Origin of the sequence: Microbacterium sp. NPDC056003 (assembly GCF_042274785.1) — a bacterium.
GTDB lineage: Bacteria > Actinomycetota > Actinomycetes > Actinomycetales > Microbacteriaceae > Microbacterium.
In genome coordinates this window covers 1335469-1352729 of sequence record NZ_JBHJXQ010000001.1, presented here as the reverse complement: position 1 = coordinate 1352729, position 17261 = coordinate 1335469, and the positions used below count along the sequence as shown (strand labels likewise).

Genomic DNA, 17261 nt, shown 5'->3' with positions numbered 1-17261 from the left:
CCCCGTGCCATCTGAGGAGGCGAACCGTGAACACCATCCGCACCGCGACGACGATCACCACTCTGGGACTCGCAGTCGTCATGATGGCCGGGTGCGCCTCCGCCGCCGGAAGTACGCGTGAGCCCGAGGACGTGACCGAGGTTCGCCTCGGCTACTTCGCGAACGTCACGCACGCACCGGCGCTCGTCGGACTCGAGGAGGGCCTCTTCGAGGAGTCGCTCGGCGACATCGACCTGTCGACCTCGGTCTTCAACGCCGGTCCGGCGGCGATCGAGGCGCTCACGGCGGGGGCGATCGATGCGACCTACATCGGCCCGAACCCGTCGATCAACACGTTCATCCAGTCGGGCGGCGAGTCGGCCCGCATCGTCGCCGGCGTCGCGACCGGCGGCGCCGCCCTCGTCGTCCGCCCGGGCATCGACAGCCCGCAGCAGCTGGCGGGCACGACCCTCGCGACTCCGCAGCTCGGCAACACCCAGGACGTGGCGCTGCGCGTCTACCTCGCCGGCCAGGGCTACGAGACCGACCCGTCGGGGGGCGGCGACGTGTCGATCACTCCGACCGAGAACGCCCAGACGCTCACCCTCTTCCTGCAGGGCGCGATCGACGGCGCCTGGCTGCCCGAGCCGTGGGTGTCGCGGCTCGTCGTCGACGAAGGTGCCGAAGTGCTCGTCGACGAGGCCGAGCTGTGGCCCGACGGCGCGTTCCCGACGACCGTCCTGCTCGTGCGCGCCGAGTTCCTCGAGCAGCATCCCGACGTCGTCGCGCAGCTCCTCGAAGGACACGTCGCCGCGGTGCAGTGGATCGCCGACAACGCGGCCGAGGCCCCCGGCGTCATCAACGCGGCGATCGAGGCCGAGACGGGGAAGCCGCTCAGCGACCCGGTCATCGAGCGCGCCCTCGAGCACGTGACCTTCTCGGTCGACCCGCGCGCGCAGGCATTCGAGACCCTTGTCGCCAACGGCCTCGAGGCCGGCACGCAGAAGGACGGCTCGATCGACGGACTGTTCGACCTGCGCATCCTCAACGGCCTGCTCGAGGCGGGCGGTGCAGAGCAGGTCTCGGCGGCAGGGCTCGGGGAGGACTCGCCGTGACGGCGTCCCGTCCCACGGCAGCGGGCGTCGCGTCCCCGGGCGCAGACGCCGCAGCGCCCCCCGTCGCTGTGCCCCGCTCCGGCACGCCGAACCTGCTCGGGCCGAGCTTCGACGGCGTGACGCCGGTGCCCGCACGCACTCCCGCACCGGAGCCGGCGGTGCGCATCGACGGCGTCTCGAAGCGGTTCGGCCGCGGACCACTCGTGCTCGACGACGTCGCCCTCGACATCGCGCCGGGCGAGTTCGTGTGCCTGCTGGGCGCGTCGGGATGCGGCAAGTCGACGCTGCTCAACCTGATCGCCGGCCTCGACCGGCCCTCGGTCGGCTCGATCGCAACGCCGGCGGAGGGCTCGGCGGTCATGTTCCAGGAGTCCGCCCTCATGCCGTGGCTGACCGCGCGCCGCAATGTCGAACTCGCCCTGCGGCTGCGCGGGGTGCCGCGCGGCGAGCGTCGCGAGAAGGCGCTCGCGCTGCTCGATACGGTGAATCTCGCGGATGCCGCGGAGAAGCGCCCGCACGAGCTGTCAGGCGGCATGCGCCAGCGCGTCGCCCTCGCCCGCGCGCTCGCGCAGGACCGGCCGGTGCTGCTGATGGACGAGCCGTTCGCCGCTCTCGACGCCATCACACGCGATCTGCTCCACGAGGAGCTCGAGCGCGTGTGGCGCGCGACCGGCCGCACGATCGTGTTCGTCACCCACAACGTCCGCGAGGCGGCGAGGCTCGGCCAGCGCGTCGTGCTCATGGGCAGCCGGCCGGGCCGGATCGTGCAGGAGTGGACGATCGCCAAGACCCGCGGCCGTCGCATCGAGTCGCCCGAGGTCGCCGCCCTGTCGGTGGAGATCACCGAGCAGCTGCGGAAGGAGATCCGCCGCAATGCCGCGTGACATCACCGTCGAAGCGCCGCGGGCCGAGGCATCCGCTCCCGACGACCTGCGCAGCCTCGCTGCCGGACTCGACCGCCTGCAGACCGACGCCGGCCCGGGCTCCGCGCGCTGGCGGCGGATCACCGAGAGCGTCGTGCCGCCCATCGTCTTCGTACTGCTGCTGCTCGTCGCGTGGCAGGCGTACGTCGTCCTCGCGCAGCCGCGCCCCGATATCGTGCCGAGCCCCGTCGACGTCGCGAACGCCCTCGGCTCGGCGTGGGACTCCGGCCGTCTGCAGGAGGCCGTCGCCACGAGCCTCGAACGCGGCGTGGTCGGCTTCCTCATCGCGATCGCGGTCGGCACCCCGATCGGGCTGCTGCTGGCCGAGGTGCGCCCCATCCGTCGCGCGGTCGGACCCATCATCTCGGGGCTGCAGGTGCTCCCCTCGGTCGCGTGGGTCCCCGCCGCGATCATCTGGTTCGGGCTGTCCGACGCGACCGTCTACTTCGTGATCCTGATGGGCGCGATCCCGTCGATCGTGAACGGCCTCATCGCCGGCATCGACCAGGTGCCGCCGCAGCTGCGGCGCGTCGGCACCGTCCTCGGCGCGTCGCGCTGGCAGCTGGCGACGGCCGTCATCCTCCCCGCGGCGCTGCCCGGGTACCTCGCCGGCCTCAAGCAGGGCTGGGCGTTCTCGTGGCGCTCGCTCATGGCGGCCGAGATCATCGCCGTCGGCGGCACGATCGGGTTCGGGCTCGGCTCGATGCTGCAGCAGTCGCGCGAGCTGGCCGACCTCGCGGGCGTGCTCGGCACCATCATCCTGATCCTCCTCATCGGCATCCTGATCGAGCTCGTCTTCTTCGGACCCCTGGAGCGACGGATGCTGAGGCGCCGGGGTCTGCTCGTCACGGGAGGCGCCCGATGACCCGGCGACCGGAATCCACCGGCAAGGTCTGGCTCGTGGGCGCCGGGCCAGGCGACGCGGAACTGCTCACTGTCAAGGGACTGCGCGCCCTCGAGCGGGCGGACGTGATCGTGGCCGACCGGCTCGGCGCACGGGGCGTGCTCGACGGTCTCGCTGCGGAGGGCGTGGGACTCACGGCCGAGGTCGTCGACGTCGGAAAGCTGCCCGGCCACCACGCCGTGCCCCAGGACGCGATCAACGCCCTGCTCATTCAGCTCGCTCGAGACGGGAAGCGCGTCGTGCGGCTCAAGGGCGGCGATCCGTACGTGTTCGGCCGCGGCGGCGAGGAGCTCGCGGCCTGCCAGGAGGCGGGGATCGAGGTCGAGGTCGTGCCCGGCATCACCAGCGCCATCTCGGTGCCTGCGCTCGCCGGCATCCCCCTCACCCATCGCGGTCTTGCGACGGCGTTCACCGTCGCCACCGGCCACGACCAGATCCGCGAGCTCGGCGGCGGGCGCGACCACACGGTGGTGCTGCTCATGGGCATCGGCACCCTCGCGCACTCCGCTCTGATCCTCGCCCGCGGCGAGCGGGGGTCCGGCTGCCCCGTGGCGGTCGTCGAGGACGGCTACGGCCCGGGCCAGCGGGTCACGATCGGGACGCTCGCCACCATCGCCGCGCAGGCCGCCGCCCGCGGAGTCCGCTCCCCCGCCGTCGTGGTGGTCGGCGACGTCGTGCGCCTCAGCGCGTATGCCCCCGACGCGATCGCGACCGCTGATCTGTCTGCTTTCGACCCCCTCGGCTCACCCGCCTCGCGCGGCGACGCCCCCGGAAAGGCTCTTGCACAATGACCTCATCGTCCATCGACAACCTCCGCGTCGCGATCGCCGGCGCCGGCCCGGCCGGCATCTATGCGGGCAACATCCTGTCCGCTTCCGTGCGGGAGGCCGGCGGTCGTGTCGCGATCGACCTCTTCGAGTCGCTGCCCGCCCCCTACGGCCTGATCCGCTACGGTGTCGCGCCAGACCACCCGCGAATCAAGGGCATCGTGACGTCGCTGCACGAGATGCTCGACGCCGGCTCCATCCGGTTCCTGGGCAACGTGGAGGTCGGCCGCGACCTGGCGCTCGACGAGTTGCACGAGCGGTACGACGCGGTGATCCTGGCGACCGGCGCGATCCGCGACGCGGCACTCAACATCCCCGGCATCGACCTGCCCGGGTCGTTCGGCGCCGCCGACTTCGTCGCCTGGTTCGACGGTCACCCCGACGTGCCGACCGACTGGACCCTCGACGCCGAACAGGTCGCCGTGATCGGCAACGGCAACGTCGCGCTCGACGTGGCGCGCATCCTCGCGAAGCACCCCGAGGACCTGCGGTCGACCGAGATCGCCGACAACGTGCTCGCCGGGCTCGAGGCATCCGCCGTCACCGATGTGCACGTGTTCGGCCGCCGCGGCCCGGCCGACATCAAGTTCACGCCGATCGAGCTGCGGGAGCTGGGCGAGGTTCCCGGTGTCGACATCGTCGTCCACGACGAGGATTTCGCCCACCTCGGGGGCGTGGTGCCCGCCACCAACCAGCTCAAGGTGATGCTGCGCATCCTCGACGGCTGGCGCACGCGCCCCTCGACCGGCGCGAGCCGCCGCCTGCACCTGCACTTCCACCACTCGCCCGTCGAGGTGCTCGGCGGCGATCGGGTCGAGGCGGTGCGCTTCGAGCGGACCGCACCGACCGGCGACGGCCGGGTGCGAGGCACGGGCGAGTTCCGCGAGGTGGCGGTGCAGCAGGTGTACCGCGCGGTCGGCTACCACGGCACGCCTGTGGTCGACGCGCCCTTCGACGACGCCCGCGGTGTGATCCCCAACGTCGAGGGCCGTGTGGACGGTGCGGACGGTCACGTGCCGGGTCTCTACGCCACCGGCTGGATCAAGCGCGGCCCCGTCGGGCTGATCGGCCACACCAAGTCCGATGCGATGGAGACGATCGCGCATCTCGTCGCCGACGCGACCGAGGGCCGGCTCACCGCGCCCCGGATCGACGGCGATGTCGTCGAGCTGCTCGATGAGCGCGAGGTCGCGTACACGACGTGGGACGGCTGGCTCGCGCTCGACGCCCATGAGCGCGCTCTCGGCGAATCGCACCGGTTCACGCGCGAGCGCGTCAAGGTCGTCCCGCGCGCCGAGCAGGTGGACATCTCGCGGTCGGGAGCGCTGATCCGCACATGACGTACGTCATCGCGCTGCCCTGCGTCGATGTCAAGGACCGGGCCTGCATCGACGAATGCCCGGTGGACTGCATCTACGAAGGCGACCGCTCGCTCTACATACACCCCGACGAGTGCGTCGACTGCGGTGCGTGCGAGCCGGTGTGCCCCGTCGAGGCGATCTACTACGAGGACGACCTTCCCGACGAGTGGCAGGACTACTACAAGGCCAACGTCGAGTTCTTCGACGATGTGGGCTCGCCCGGCGGCGCCGCCAAGGTGGGCGTGATCCACAAGGACCACCCGATCATCGCCGCGCTGCCCCCGCAAGAGGAGGAGTCGCATGACTGAATCGGCATATAAGGCCGGCGTGTCGCAGGTCGAGGTGGATGTGATCGTCATCGGCGGTGGTCCGGCGGGACTGTCGGCCGCGCTCAACCTCGGACGCTCGCGGGCATCCGTGGTCGTGGTCGATGCCGGCCGGCCGCGCAACGCGGCCACCCTGCGCTCCCACGGATTCCTCACGCGCGATGGCGTTCCGCCCCTCGAGCTGCGCAAGCTCGCACGCACGGAGCTCGCGGCGTACCCGAGCGTCAGCCTGCTCGACCGCACGGTGGTGACGGCTCTGCTGCCGACGGATTCTCCGAACGGCATGCGTTTCATCGCCGCCCTGAAGGGGCCTGCCGGCCGCACCCCGCCAGCCGTCGCCGCACGATCGGTGCTCATCGCGACCGGGATGCGCGAGACCCTGCCCGAGATCCCGAGCCTGCGCGCGTTCTACGGCATGTCGCTGTTCAGCTGCGCGGCCTGCGACGCATGGGAGCTGCAGGATCGTCCGCTCGCCCTCATCGGCGAGACGCCCGACCTCGCGGTGCGGGCGCGTCTCATCTCCCGCTGGACCGACCGCCTCACGGTGTTCACGAACGGGGCGGACGTGGTCGACACCGTCGAGGAGGCCGAGCTCGCAGCATCCGGAATCATCGTCGAACGCCGCGGCATCGACGATCTCGAAGGGGACCGCGGCGCCGTGTCGGCGGTGCGCCTCGTCGACGGCTCACGCGTCGAGGTCACGGGCGGGTTCGTGCGGCCGCAGTGGCAGCCGGCGCTGGACTTCCTGTCGGCGTTCGAGGCGGACCGTGACGACGATGGCGCGCTCACCGTCGACCGCTCGGGACGCACGTCGGTGCCGGGTCTGTATGCGGCGGGGGATGCCGCGTCCCCCGGTCCACAGCAGCTCATCGTCGCCGCGGGCCAGGGTGCGCGTGCCGCCGCGGTGCTGGTGCACGACTCGGTCGGGGTGCGCACGGCGCATTGAGGTGGTCCGGGGTGCTCAGGGCCCCCGGGAGGTCGGCCGGCGTGCTCAGGGCCGCCGGGCGGTCGGCCGAGCTGTTCAGGGTCGCCGGGCGTAGACCGACGCCTCGGATTCGTCGATGACGAAGCGGAGGGATGTGCCTTCGGGGAACTCGGCGCGCAGCTCCTCCGACGCGGTGGCCGTCACGGTGAACGACGCCGTCGGAGGGAAGCCCTCGCCCGCGCAGCCCATGGTCAGCATCATGCCCTGGTCGCTGTACACGAACACGCACCGCGTCGAGCGGTCCTCCTCGGGCTGACCCCAGGCGTTGCGGACCTCGACGACGGTGAGGTCGCGGAAGTCCTCGAACACGACCGAGCCGTCCTGCATCGGGCCGAAGAGGTCGCTGTTCCACTCCGCCTCCGACGCGGTTGCGAGCACGGTGACCCGGTTGCCGGGAAGCGCAGGGATCACCGTGGCCAGAACGGCGCCGAGGACCAGGCCCGCGCCGCCGACCGCGGCCATCCACGGCCAGATCCGTCGAGGTCGCCGATCCGGCTCGTCACCCGTGGCGACCGCGGTCGTCCCGGACGCTTCGGGGACGGATGCCGCGGCCACCTGTGCTGCTTCCGTGGCGGCGTGTCCGGGTGCGAGGCCCGTGGCGGCGGGTGCGGGTTCTGCGTCCGTGTCAGCGGGTGCCGGCGCTGCGTCAGCGGCTGTCGATGCCGGGTTCGGGGTCTGCGCGCGGTCCTCGAGCTCGCGCAGCCGGGCCAGCGCATCCGGATCGTCGAGGATGTCGGCTGCCGGACCATATGCGCGGGCACGCAGCATCCGCAGCTCGTCACTCCACTCGTGATCCATCGCTCATATCCTGACACCCTGCGGCGCGCCGAGGACGAACGGTGCGACGACGTCGAGGCGTCAGGCTCCGAGCTGCAGCGAGTCCGCCCAGACCTTGCGACCCTCCACGAGCATGTCTCGCACCTGCGCCTGGTGCGTCTCGGCCGGCGAAGCGGCGTCGGGCCACGACTCGGTCTGCTCGAGTGCCCACGTCGTCCACTCGATGATGTGGACGTAGTGGCCGATCATGAACGTGTTCGACAGAGCGAACAGGTGGCGGCGCTGGGGGAACGAGCCGCCCGTCTCGCTGATGTTCACCGCGTAGCGGGCGAACAGTGCGCGGGCCGTTTCGGCCTGCGAACGGATCGTCTCCAGGGTGCGACGGAGCTCGTCGATCGAACCCTGGTCCGAGACGAGGACCCGGATCATCCCTTCGAACTCGAGGGCGACGGGCTCCGGGTCGGCGGCCAGCCACGCGGCGAGCGCCTCCCGGCCCGCGTCGGTGATCGTGTAGACCGTCCGGCCGCGTCTGCCGGAGTGCTCTTCGCGCGCGGTCACCAGGCCGGTGGCCAGCAATTTGTGCACGACGTTGTACCGCTGACGGTCGGCGCGGGGCCAGAGCAGCTCCACGCCGCGACCCAGTTGCTCGGCGAGCTGGTAGGCCGACCAGTCGCTCGTCGCCAGCAGACCGAGGGTCAGGTACGCGGTCGTGGTGAGCTCGCGTGGGGGCACAGCATCCTTCTTTCAGAAAATCATCGACGCGGCCCGTCCCGATCCCTATACTGCAAACTGCAGTAGCCTTCGGGTCGAACGTGGCCGAATCGTGTGGGGACACGGGTCACGGACTGGGGCGGGCTCGATCGCAAGGTTGGCCTGCGCCCGATGGCGCTGGGGTAGCCATCGGGGTGGTGCCGGCACCGCTCGCCGGTTCCACCCCGATTGCTCGATCGGGGCCCGAGGGTCAGCCGCCCATGGCTCCTGCATCGGTCTGCCCGACATCGGTGCGGTGGAAGCTCTGGAACGACCGGGACGCCGTCGGCCCACGCTGGCCCTGATAGCGATTGCCGTACGGCCCCGAGCCATAGGGATTCTCAGCAGGCGAGGTGAGGCGGAAATAGCAGACCTGGCCGATCTTCATGCCAGGCCAGAGTTTGATGGGCAGCGTCGCGACGTTCGACAGCTCGAGCGTGACGTGGCCCGAGAAACCGGGGTCGATGAAACCGGCCGTGGAGTGGGTCAGCAGGCCCAGACGGCCGAGCGAGGACTTGCCCTCGAGGCGGGCGGCGATGTCGTCAGGCAGGGTGATCTGCTCGAACGTCGAGCCGAGCGCGAACTCGCCGGGGTGCAGGATGAAGGGCTCCGACGGGTCGACCTCGATGAGGCGCGTGAGCTCGGGCTGGTCCTCGGCAGGGTCGATGAACGGGTACTTGTGATTGTCGAACAGCCGGAAGTAGCGGTCGAGCCGCACATCGACACTCGACGGCTGCACCATCTCGGGATCCCACGGCTGGAGCCCGATGCGACCCGCGTCGAGCTCATGGCGGATGTCGCGATCGGAGAGCAGCACGAGGTCAGCCTACCCGCGGCGCGGACGCATCTGCTTCGACCTGTGGATGCGCTCTGTTATTCTTTCCAGACGCCGAAAGGCGTGCCCGGGGATGTAGTTCAATGGCAGAACTTCAGCTTCCCAAGCTGATAGCGCGGGTTCGATTCCCGTCATCCCCTCCATTTACGTCACGGCCGCGGGCTAGGGTCGGAAGCGTGTCTCGAAAGCCGGCGGGTGCTGCGCTCGTCCTCGCTGTGGTGCTCCTCTGTTCCGGTTGCACGTCGTTCCCGAGCCCGCCGGGGTCCGTCAGAGACGACTATCCCGGCACGTGCGTGCCGGGAGAGCTGTCGTGGCCGACCGACTTCCTGGAATCGCTCGCGGGGGAGTCGTCGGCGGTAGGCGGTGAGATCGTCGGCCTTCGGCTCGAGTACCTGGAATCGCGGTGGGTCTGGCGTCTGAGGAACGCCGACACGAAGCTCGACGCCTTCGGCGAGCGGGTCGACGAACCGGGCTTCGGCAGAGAGTCGCTCATCGACGTGCGGACTCTGGAGCCGATCGCGACCCACGAAGTCACGCTGACTCAGGCCGAGCAGGGCACGCCGGCGCTTGCGGCGCTCGAAGCAGCTCAGCAGTCGGGCGAGCAATGGCCGAGCCCGCTGATCATCGAGATGACCCGCGTCCTCGACGGCGATCAGGCAGCGTGGCAAATAACGACGTGCGACACGGAGAGCAATCAGCACACGGTGATGACGCTGGGCTGATCGCACGGTCCCGGGCGTATGACGCGAGCGCGCCGGCCGCGAGGGGTCGCTCGACGGCAACAGCGTCAGTCGACCGTTAATCGAGTTCGACAGCAACCCAGGCGGATTCCGGAACGCGGTCTCCGGAATCAACCAGCCACCCTGATAGTGCGGCAAGACCCAGCCCGATCGTCATCGCCGCCAGTGCGCCCGACCCGACGATGATCCATGCCTTGCGCGCGTCCGGAGCCATGGGACTGACCCTATAGACGTCGACCGCCTGGTCGCGAGCGGTCGAGGCTCGGTGGCCCACCCCTGTTCCGAGCGGCGATCGACCGATCGAATCTGAACGCCGGATAAATTCGCAGGACCCGACTGCTCCGAGCGGAACGCCGGGCTTTCGCTGATGGCCGACTTGCACTTCGGTGCTACCGCTGCGACTAGCTGAGCCTGTTTGGACTCTTGTCCCACCACCACTTTGTGCGCGACCTCTGACGGGCTTCCCAAATCTCAGCTTGGGATTGGATCACGCGGAGGACTCTACCCCGGTCGTAGTCGGGGAACGCATCCTGAATGAGCTCGGGGAGGTATCGATCGTCGCTGGCGTAGACGGACTCGTCGCTAATGAACATGAAGTTCGATGCGTCCAGGTAGAGGAGAAGATCTTCTGGGCGCGCGGATGCCAGCCTGATCACTTCAGCGACCCCGTCGCCGAACTTCTGCTGCATTGCCTGCCGCGACGGAACGTCCTTTCCTGGAGCCGCCCGCGACTGATAGCCCCGGTATGCAGCGATTTCAGACCAGGGCATTCCCGCCCAGATTCGCAATGCCACTTCGACCAACTCAAGGGAGTCTGTTAGCGCTCTTAGTCTTGTCGCCTGGGTCAGTCCGAAGCCATCTCCACTCGGCCAGTCGTCATCGCTGTCGATGCTGACCAGGATCGACAGCGCGGCTATCTGGAGCGCGAGCGCACTGCGTGCGAAACACAGATTCTCTCCTATGCGCATAGCACTCGCTCCTCCCTCAAGCGTCAAGGTTTAGTTGACACTTGCAGAGTCGGGGTGGATCACCCTGATGTCAAGAGGAGGTGAGGAAATGCCCAAACGACGCAGAAATGACGGTGGCCACGCCGTCCGGGAGTGGTTGGTAGCCCTAAGCCCGTATGTCGTGGCCATCGCCGCTTTGATCAGTCAGCTGTGGATCAGCGCACTGCTCCCCCCAGCATGACACACGGCCTGCAGGGGAGCACCGAGGCCAGTCCCCTGCAGGCCGTGCTGGAAGCCGAAATGGACTTGCGGCCTGCTTCGCCGTGGGTGGTGAACCCGAGCGCTCACTGACCGACCCTGTTCCGAGCGTTCTGTCTGAAGCTGGTCCTCTGTGACCACGGACTCCTCCTCGAGTCGCGAACCGGCTCCCACGCGGTGCACTAGGGTCTTGGACCAATCGAAGGCGATCGGGGGTTCGATGAAACGTCTCGGAAGACGAGTCGCGTTCACCACAGCGCTCGTGGTTGCGACCTCCCTGGTCGCGACGGGTTGCGCGGCGGGCGGTCAATCGGGAAGTCGGCACACGCTGTATGACGACCTCGACTCACTGGCCCGGGACAGCTCGACGATCGTCGTGGGATCCGTCAGAGATCAACGCCAGGAGACATCCGCGGGATTCAGCTCCACGATCTCGACGGTCGAAGTCACCAACAGTCCTGCGAACCCGAGCCTCGGCTCGAACCTCGACTCCGGCGCGGTGCCCGTAGCAGTCGGAGAAATGATCCAGGTTCGACAGGATGGGCCGGAGCCCAGCGTTCTTCAATCGGGGCAGGAGTACCTGCTCTACCTGACGCCCAGCATGCTCTCCGGGGAGGAGTCCACGCATTTCTTCATCACCGGAGCGGTTGCAGGGGCGTACGTGAGGAACGGTGATGACTTCACCCGCGTCGCCGTCGACAGCGGCGATCAGCTCCCCGAAACGATCAGCATCGCAGGCACAGAGGGCTGATGGAGCCCCCGACAACCAGGTCCTCGCACCGCGGCATCATCCCGACCAACCTGCCGTTCACCAAGGGCCAGCACTTCCGGTGCAGACTGCGCCACCGCTAGCCTCAGCACCATGATGTCGAGCGACGGCGAACAGACCCGCAGCGGTTCGGAGATCGATGCCGCCATCGAGCGCGCGCTCGCGGGCGCGAACCTGCGCCCTGGCGATGCCGCAACGACCTCTGCCTTCGTGGCGGTGGAGCACGAGCCTTCCGCCGCCGAACTCGGCGACGGGGTCGGAGTCGGCGACGGCGACGGCGACGGCGACTGATCACCGGGAGCGGTGGGGCATGCCGTTGCTGCGAGACGTCGTCCTGCCCACGCTCGGCGCAATCGCCGCGCTGGCTGCGACCGGGCGGGCGATCCGGCTCATCGGTGGCGACGACCCCCGCGAGGACCAGGCCGTGCATGCGCTCCAGGAGGCATTCGGCCACCGGCCGGACGACGGCGATGCCGCCTTCGTCACACGCCCCGCCGACCCGGCTGAGCGTGAGCCGATCGACCGCCTCAGCGGCCCGCTCTCGTGGTACTCCGGCGTGCCGCAGACCATCGCGAACGGGGCGGTCTGGTGCGGCGTCACCTGGCTGCTGACGCGCGACCGACGCTCAGCAATCGCCCCTGCTGCAGTGCTCGCCCTCGAGACCGCGTGCTTCGTCGCATCTGCGGCGCTCGTGGGACGACCACGACCGCAGCGGGTGTGGCGCCCTGAGCAGCCTCATGCGACCTCGTCGTTCCCTTCCGGGCACACGGCAGCGGCCTTCGCGCTCCACGGCACGCTCGCCGACCTGCTCGACAGTCGCGGCGTCCGTGGCGCACAGCTCTTCGGACCGCTCCTTCGGTACGGCATTCCCGGCGCCATCGCGTTCTCGCGGGTCTACCGCGGCCAGCACCATGTCTCGGACGTCGTCGCGGGCGTCATGCTGGGACGGTGGAGCGCCGCTGTCGTGCGGCGCGGGCTCATCTCCGGTCTACCGGCACCGAGGTGATGAGGGCCCGAGGATCACGATCAACCAGTCCGGCATGCGGCCTCCCCGCTCTGACGGTTCGCACACCAATCCAACCTCACGGCGGCGAGGGGTATCGGCCGACGCCCGCACCGCCTCCTATCCGGTGACACGACGGAAGACTCCCCGGGCCACCGGGGCGCCGGTCAGGGAGCGTCAGAGCTTCGCCGAGGAGGTGAGACACGATGTACGCCCACATCGACGTGCTGGGGTTCATCGCCTCGGTGATCTCGTTCGTCCTCTGGTGGCCGCAGGCGGCGCTGGTGTGGAGGTGCCGCCAGCACGGGGAGCAGCTCCGAGGAGTGTCCACCCCTTCTCAGGTGCTCCTCTTGATGAACGCATGCCTCTGGGGGGCATACGCGGTAGGCACCGGCTCGCTCTGGGTCGGTGCGCCAGGGCTCGTCAACGGTCCGCTCGCCATCGTCACCATCGTTCTTCTCAGACGATCCCGACGACTGCCGGAGAAAGCCCGAGGCTCCACGGCGGATAAAGTGGCGAGGTGACAGCGCCCGCTCCGCCGAGTCCCACCCCTGTGCCGCGGCCGGGTGCCGTCTACTTCCTGGGTCGAGTGGTTCTGCGGCCGTTGTTCTGGATTCTGTACCGCCCCCGCATCGTCGGGCGAGCGAACCTGCCGGAACGCGGGCCGGTGCTGCTGGCGAGCAACCACCTGGCGGCGCTCGACACGGTGATCATCCCGACATCCGCGAGCCGCCCCGTCCAGTTCCTGATCAAGTCGTCGTACTTCACCGGCCCCGGGATCCTCGGCCGCTTCGCACGATGGTTCTTCACCTCGATCGGCGGGGTCCCCGTCCACCGCGCGACCGGTCGCGATGCCCGCGCCGCGCTCGATGCCGGGAGCAGCATCCTGCGGGCCGGGAGCGTGTTCGCGGTGTTCCCTGAAGGAACCCGGTCACGCGACGGGAAGCTTCACGCCGGCCACGGTGGCGCGGCATGGATGGCGCGCGACACGGGCGCCGCGGTCGTGCCCGTCGGACTCATCGGAACCGGCACCATCAAGCCGCTGACCCACCTGCTGCCGGGGAGGCCGCGCGTCGAGGTGCACTTTGGTGAACCGCTCGATCTCACCGATCTGCAGGGCGTGCCCGACGGCAAGGCGCGTCGCGAGATCACCGAGCGCATGATGGCCGCCATCGCGCGCCTGAGCGGCCAGGAACGCTCCGGCAGCGTGAACGCGACCTCGCGCGACTGAACTGCTCAGGCCGTCCCGAGACGGCAGGAGCGGTGAGTGCCGAGCTGTGACGCAGCGCGAGCACACCGCGCCGATACATTGACAGGATGCCCTTCGCCATCCTCTTCACGCTGGTCCTCGCCCTGCTGGCCGCCTTCCAGCTCGCGCTGGCGCTCGGTGCACCGTGGGGGCGCTTGGCGTGGGGCGGGCAGGACCGCGTGCTGCCTGCCCACAAGCGGATCGGCAGTGTGATCTCCATCCTGATCTACGCGTTCATGGCGGTGGTGGCGTGGGATCGCGTCGGTGCGATCAGCGTCTTCCCTGACCTGTTCTCACAGATCGCGATGTGGGTGATCTTCGCCTACTCGGTGCTCGGGATCCTGATGAACGCGATCTCCCGCAGCAAGCCGGAGCGCTACACGATGGTGCCCGTGACGATCGTGCTCTCGGTGCTTTCGTTCCTGATCGCCATGGGGTACGGCGAGGTGGCCCTGGCGGTCTGACCTGCGCTCTCGAGGCGTTCCGTCCGTCACAGCGCGGCGAGCACTACGGACCGGCGCGCAGCGCGGTCACCAGCTCGGCGCGGGCGAGCTCGATCTGCTCGGTGCCGAGATAGGCCGAGTGCTTCGCCACCGTCCACTGGTAGCCCGGGGCCGTCTCGGTCGCGCCGCGGTCGACCGGGTTGCGGGCACTGTCGTAGCTGAACACCGGAAAGCCGAGGAAGTCGGTGCGCCGCCAGAGATTCCGCCAGCGCGGGTCGCCCTTCGCCCCCGCGCCGAGCAGCGCCGTCAGCGACTCATCCCGATATGCCGCGGCGTGCACCTCGGCCTTGGAAGCCTTGATGCTCTCCTCGTCGGCTGCAGCACCCGGCCCGGGGAACTCCGCGAGCACCTGCGTCTTCCACGGGTCCCGCTTCCACAGGGACGGAGCGGTCAGACCGGGCACGCCCAGCACCTGATAGCCGAACACCGAAGGGAAGTACCGACTGAAGTAGGCGCGCAGCTGGCTGCCGTACGAGAGCAGAGCCAGGCGCTCGGTCAATCGCGGGCTCTCCGGGTCGTCCTCCACGATCGTCTCGCCGCGGAGAGCCAGGATCGTCGCGGCGGAGATGGTCGATCCCATCGAGTGCGCCGTCAGCATGACGGCGGGCAACGGAGCGGCGGCATCTGCCCGCGGTTGCCGCAGGAACCGCCTGGTGTGCTCCGCGAGCTCGGGAACGGCTCGTTCCGCGAAACAGGGCGGCGCGAACGGGTGTCCCGCTCGCGGGAAGAACGCGACGACGTCCCAGAAGACGCCCAGAGGACGATCAGCACTGGATGCCGCATTCGCGACGACCGCCGCTGCGGCGACGACCGCCAGCGCGACGAGCACCGAGGTCGCGGCTGTGCGCAGCCCCGCCGGGAGGCCGGGCGCCCACTCGGCGAGGATGAGCTTCGCCTCGTCGAAGGCGATCGAAGAAGACAGAGCGAGGAAGCCGACGGCAGCGAACACGGCGATCCACGCGAACAGCGGCTCGCCGCGGTGGAGCAGGTGCGACGACCGTCGAGCGAGGGCGCGAATCCGGACCCGTTCGTCCGGGTCGTCGAGTGGGTCGGGGTACGTCGCGCCCGGCGCATCCACCCCACCCCCTGCCGCAGCATCGACTTCGTCATCCGGCGCACTGCCCCTCCACTTGAGCTCGGGGAGCGTGAACTTCACGAGTTTCGCGAGGTTGATCCCGATCGCGAGGATGAGCAGCAGAACGATCCCGACGACCACCGCCAGGAGCAGCACCGCGAAGCGCTCGTACGCGTCGGGCACGTTCCACTCGGTGACCGGCAACGGGTCGCCGGGTTCGCGCCAGATGCGGTCGGTCTCGGGCGGTGCAGGAGCGCCCAGCCAGGAGGCGACCCCCAGCACGAGGAGGCTCGACAGCGCCATCGACACGAAGAGCGACAGCAGCATGACCACTGCCGCCCCCTGGCCGCGCCAGGCGCGGAAGCGCAGCTCGCCGGCATCCGACTCCCCCTCGGCGACAGCCGGGTTCGGCTGGGACGTCCGTGAGATGAGCAAGTGGAGCAGCACGAACGCGATGGCCGCTCCGGTGAGCACCCATTGCAGGGCGGAGTCGGAGAGCACCTGACTCGCCAGCAGCGCGCCCGCGCCCAGGCTGAGGACGATCGCGCTGGTGCGACGACGCCACGTCGAGCGCAGTCGCCAGCTCAGCGCATACAGCGCGAGGAACAGCGCCACAGACATGAGCACGAGCGGGGCAGTGATCAGACCGGTGAACTGATCGGCGACCTTCGCCGGGTCGGTCGACGGCAGGAACGTCAGCACGAGCCACACGAGGTAGCCGAGCACGGCGTAGCCGAGGCAGCTGAGCGCGTAGACGCGCTTGCGGGCATTGCGCTTGTCGGGGGTCTGCTTCTGCTGGGCCAGCCGAACGGGGTTCATCGTCTTCGCCGTCTGCGTCGCCTGCGGCGGCGTGCTCGAGGCGATGATCACCCCGATCACGACGAGCACGAGGCCGACTCCCGCCACGACCACGAAGGCCATCGGCATCCCGTCGATCGGTCCGAGGCACGTGGCGAGGTCTTTGGTCAACGGGGCGCCCAGGCAGTCGGCATCGGGAAACGCCGCATCCCAGGCGAGCAGGAACAGCACCAGCACGAACGCGCCGGCCACATGCAGCCATTCCGAGGTGTCGCGACTGCGCGCGGCCGACCAGAACCCGCGCGTCGCGAGGAGCGGCCGGCCTGCGTCCTCCTGACTGCCGATCTGCTCGCCGAACTTCTCGATCCGGGCTTCGAACCGCACGCGCCCACGGCGTGCGATCGAGTAGAGGACGAGGATGATGAGCACCGGGATGAGGCCGAGGAGGGCCGCCCGACTGTCGACGTCGAACTCGCGCAGGCCGTCGAAGATCGCGGGCAGAGCCGCACACACCCTGTCGGCTTCGTCGACGCTGCCGCGGAAGCACTGCACCGCGACGAGGTCGATCGCGACCGAGCAGAACGCGGCCACCGCGATGAACGTGAGCACGAGCCCGAAGACGCGCACCGTCCCCGAGCCGATGTCGCCGTGCCACGCGCGCGTGGTGCCGTCGGGCTGGGGCCTGATCTCACGCGTCCAGTAGGCGAGGTTCACCAGCGCATAGGGAAGCAGCAGGAACCAGCCGACATGCACGAACGCCCGCCCGACTGCGGCGAGCGCTCCGCCACCGGTGCGGGTCTGCGCGCCCCATGAGAAGGCATGCGTGGACGTGATGCCGTCACCGTTGACGGCTTTGTCCTTGCGCGCCCAGAACGAGCCGAGGGCATCGCCGTCGACGCGTTCGATGGCGTCGGGCTCGGACTCGAGCATCTCGGCCGGGGGCGTATTGCTCACTCCGTGGACCCTGATGTCGAGGATCAGCGGCGACGGCGGGGCCGTCGATTGCGCGTCAGTCATGGACACTTCCCGGATGCGTCGGTGCCGCCGGATAGATCAGCACGATGGTACTGCGCAGAGGCCTCTGCGCGACATGCTGATACGGTCGCAACGAACGGCCCGTAGTCCGGGCGGTGTGTC

General features: G+C 69.4%; 20 protein-coding genes and 1 tRNA gene. 15 read left to right on the top strand and 6 right to left on the bottom strand.

The window, feature by feature from the left end:
* Positions 1 to 26: 26 nt before the first annotated feature.
* The 7 genes from ACFC1W_RS06270 to ACFC1W_RS06240 all read left to right on the top strand — a co-directional run bounded on the left by ACFC1W_RS06270 (position 27) and on the right by ACFC1W_RS06240 (position 6381).
* Complete coding sequence (locus ACFC1W_RS06270) at positions 27 to 1094, top strand: aliphatic sulfonate ABC transporter substrate-binding protein (protein ID WP_375989934.1); 1068 nt, start codon at positions 27 to 29, stop codon at positions 1092 to 1094.
* 158 nt (positions 1095 to 1252) lie between these two features.
* Complete coding sequence (locus ACFC1W_RS06265) at positions 1253 to 1978, top strand: ABC transporter ATP-binding protein (protein ID WP_375991429.1); 726 nt, start codon at positions 1253 to 1255, stop codon at positions 1976 to 1978.
* The gene (locus tag ACFC1W_RS06260) at positions 1968 to 2882 is read left to right on the top strand and encodes an ABC transporter permease (RefSeq protein WP_375989931.1); all 915 of its coding nucleotides are present in this window, start codon (positions 1968 to 1970) and stop codon (positions 2880 to 2882) included. The genes ACFC1W_RS06265 and ACFC1W_RS06260 overlap by 11 nt, the downstream gene beginning before the upstream one ends.
* On the top strand, positions 2879 to 3712 hold the full coding sequence (cobA, locus tag ACFC1W_RS06255; RefSeq protein WP_375989928.1) for a uroporphyrinogen-III C-methyltransferase: 834 nt from the start codon (positions 2879 to 2881) through the stop codon (positions 3710 to 3712). Before ACFC1W_RS06260 ends, cobA begins: the two co-directional genes overlap by 4 nt.
* Complete coding sequence (locus ACFC1W_RS06250) at positions 3709 to 5088, top strand: FAD-dependent oxidoreductase (protein ID WP_375989925.1); 1380 nt, start codon at positions 3709 to 3711, stop codon at positions 5086 to 5088. The genes cobA and ACFC1W_RS06250 overlap by 4 nt, the downstream gene beginning before the upstream one ends.
* Positions 5085 to 5417, top strand: a complete 333-nt coding sequence (gene fdxA / locus ACFC1W_RS06245; protein WP_375989922.1) for a ferredoxin — start codon at positions 5085 to 5087, stop codon at positions 5415 to 5417. Before ACFC1W_RS06250 ends, fdxA begins: the two co-directional genes overlap by 4 nt.
* On the top strand, positions 5410 to 6381 hold the full coding sequence (locus tag ACFC1W_RS06240; protein WP_375989919.1) for an NAD(P)/FAD-dependent oxidoreductase: 972 nt from the start codon (positions 5410 to 5412) through the stop codon (positions 6379 to 6381). Before fdxA ends, ACFC1W_RS06240 begins: the two co-directional genes overlap by 8 nt.
* Positions 6382 to 6456: 75 nt before the next feature.
* Here the strand turns inward: ACFC1W_RS06240 and ACFC1W_RS06235 are convergent, their stop codons facing one another.
* The 3 genes from ACFC1W_RS06235 to dcd form a co-directional block, all read right to left on the bottom strand.
* Positions 6457 to 7218 (bottom strand): hypothetical protein, encoded by a 762-nt coding sequence (locus ACFC1W_RS06235; protein ID WP_375989916.1) that lies wholly within the window; start codon positions 7216 to 7218, stop codon positions 6457 to 6459.
* Positions 7219 to 7278: 60 nt separating this feature from the next.
* Positions 7279 to 7929, bottom strand: coding sequence for a PadR family transcriptional regulator (locus ACFC1W_RS06230; protein WP_375989914.1), 651 nt, complete (start codon positions 7927 to 7929; stop codon positions 7279 to 7281).
* Positions 7930 to 8158: 229 nt separating this feature from the next.
* Positions 8159 to 8764 carry a dCTP deaminase gene (gene dcd / locus ACFC1W_RS06225; RefSeq protein ID WP_241111464.1) on the bottom strand — a complete coding sequence of 202 codons (606 nt, stop codon included), beginning with the start codon at positions 8762 to 8764 and terminating at the stop codon, positions 8159 to 8161.
* Between the two features lie 87 nt (positions 8765 to 8851).
* On the opposite strand from dcd, the gene ACFC1W_RS06220 reads away from it, so the two are divergent.
* A tRNA-Gly gene (locus ACFC1W_RS06220) sits at positions 8852 to 8925 on the top strand.
* 33 nt (positions 8926 to 8958) lie between these two features.
* Positions 8959 to 9504 (top strand): hypothetical protein, encoded by a 546-nt coding sequence (locus tag ACFC1W_RS06215; RefSeq protein ID WP_375989911.1) that lies wholly within the window; start codon positions 8959 to 8961, stop codon positions 9502 to 9504.
* 76 nt (positions 9505 to 9580) lie between these two features.
* Here ACFC1W_RS06215 and ACFC1W_RS06210 read toward each other — a convergent pair whose 3' ends face one another.
* Together ACFC1W_RS06210 and ACFC1W_RS06205 are read right to left on the bottom strand one after the other, a co-directional pair.
* Positions 9581 to 9736, bottom strand: a complete 156-nt coding sequence (locus ACFC1W_RS06210) for a hypothetical protein (protein WP_375989908.1) — start codon at positions 9734 to 9736, stop codon at positions 9581 to 9583.
* Between the two features lie 187 nt (positions 9737 to 9923).
* The gene (locus ACFC1W_RS06205; protein ID WP_375989905.1) at positions 9924 to 10490 is read right to left on the bottom strand and encodes a hypothetical protein; all 567 of its coding nucleotides are present in this window, start codon (positions 10488 to 10490) and stop codon (positions 9924 to 9926) included.
* A gap of 427 nt (positions 10491 to 10917) precedes the next feature.
* On the opposite strand from ACFC1W_RS06205, the gene ACFC1W_RS06200 reads away from it, so the two are divergent.
* From ACFC1W_RS06200 to ACFC1W_RS06175, 6 genes are all read left to right on the top strand, one after another.
* Positions 10918 to 11478 carry a hypothetical protein gene (locus ACFC1W_RS06200; RefSeq protein ID WP_375989902.1) on the top strand — a complete coding sequence of 187 codons (561 nt, stop codon included), beginning with the start codon at positions 10918 to 10920 and terminating at the stop codon, positions 11476 to 11478.
* A 111-nt stretch (positions 11479 to 11589) separates the two neighbouring features.
* Complete coding sequence (locus ACFC1W_RS06195; protein WP_375989899.1) at positions 11590 to 11787, top strand: hypothetical protein; 198 nt, start codon at positions 11590 to 11592, stop codon at positions 11785 to 11787.
* A 19-nt stretch (positions 11788 to 11806) separates the two neighbouring features.
* Positions 11807 to 12502 carry a phosphatase PAP2 family protein gene (locus ACFC1W_RS06190; RefSeq protein ID WP_375989896.1) on the top strand — a complete coding sequence of 232 codons (696 nt, stop codon included), beginning with the start codon at positions 11807 to 11809 and terminating at the stop codon, positions 12500 to 12502.
* Positions 12503 to 12705: 203 nt separating this feature from the next.
* Positions 12706 to 13023 (top strand): hypothetical protein, encoded by a 318-nt coding sequence (locus ACFC1W_RS06185; protein ID WP_375989894.1) that lies wholly within the window; start codon positions 12706 to 12708, stop codon positions 13021 to 13023.
* Positions 13020 to 13730: a lysophospholipid acyltransferase family protein gene (locus ACFC1W_RS06180; protein WP_375989892.1), complete on the top strand. Its 711-nt coding sequence runs from the start codon at positions 13020 to 13022 to the stop codon at positions 13728 to 13730. The genes ACFC1W_RS06185 and ACFC1W_RS06180 overlap by 4 nt, the downstream gene beginning before the upstream one ends.
* A gap of 86 nt (positions 13731 to 13816) precedes the next feature.
* On the top strand, positions 13817 to 14212 hold the full coding sequence (locus ACFC1W_RS06175) for a hypothetical protein (RefSeq protein ID WP_375989889.1): 396 nt from the start codon (positions 13817 to 13819) through the stop codon (positions 14210 to 14212).
* Positions 14213 to 14255: 43 nt separating this feature from the next.
* Here the strand turns inward: ACFC1W_RS06175 and ACFC1W_RS06170 are convergent, their stop codons facing one another.
* Positions 14256 to 17141, bottom strand: coding sequence for a hypothetical protein (locus ACFC1W_RS06170; RefSeq protein WP_375989888.1), 2886 nt, complete (start codon positions 17139 to 17141; stop codon positions 14256 to 14258).
* Positions 17142 to 17261 lie beyond the last annotated feature (120 nt).

Excerpts from the sequence above, each read along its gene's own strand:
- ACFC1W_RS06260 (WP_375989931.1), top strand. The coding sequence starts at position 1,968 with ATGCCGCGTGACATCACCGTCGAAGCGCCGCGGGCCGAGGCATCCGCT.
- cobA (WP_375989928.1), top strand. The coding sequence starts at position 2,879 with ATGACCCGGCGACCGGAATCCACCGGCAAGGTCTGGCTCGTGGGCGCC.
- ACFC1W_RS06250 (WP_375989925.1), top strand. The coding sequence starts at position 3,709 with ATGACCTCATCGTCCATCGACAACCTCCGCGTCGCGATCGCCGGCGCC.
- fdxA (WP_375989922.1), top strand. The coding sequence starts at position 5,085 with ATGACGTACGTCATCGCGCTGCCCTGCGTCGATGTCAAGGACCGGGCC.
- ACFC1W_RS06240 (WP_375989919.1), top strand. The coding sequence starts at position 5,410 with ATGACTGAATCGGCATATAAGGCCGGCGTGTCGCAGGTCGAGGTGGAT.
- ACFC1W_RS06235 (WP_375989916.1), bottom strand. The coding sequence starts at position 7,218 with ATGGATCACGAGTGGAGTGACGAGCTGCGGATGCTGCGTGCCCGCGCA.
- ACFC1W_RS06210 (WP_375989908.1), bottom strand. The coding sequence starts at position 9,736 with ATGGCTCCGGACGCGCGCAAGGCATGGATCATCGTCGGGTCGGGCGCA.
- ACFC1W_RS06205 (WP_375989905.1), bottom strand. The coding sequence starts at position 10,490 with ATGCGCATAGGAGAGAATCTGTGTTTCGCACGCAGTGCGCTCGCGCTC.
- ACFC1W_RS06195 (WP_375989899.1), top strand. The coding sequence starts at position 11,590 with ATGATGTCGAGCGACGGCGAACAGACCCGCAGCGGTTCGGAGATCGAT.
- ACFC1W_RS06190 (WP_375989896.1), top strand. The coding sequence starts at position 11,807 with ATGCCGTTGCTGCGAGACGTCGTCCTGCCCACGCTCGGCGCAATCGCC.
- ACFC1W_RS06185 (WP_375989894.1), top strand. The coding sequence starts at position 12,706 with ATGTACGCCCACATCGACGTGCTGGGGTTCATCGCCTCGGTGATCTCG.
- ACFC1W_RS06175 (WP_375989889.1), top strand. The coding sequence starts at position 13,817 with ATGCCCTTCGCCATCCTCTTCACGCTGGTCCTCGCCCTGCTGGCCGCC.
- ACFC1W_RS06170 (WP_375989888.1), bottom strand. The coding sequence starts at position 17,141 with ATGACTGACGCGCAATCGACGGCCCCGCCGTCGCCGCTGATCCTCGAC.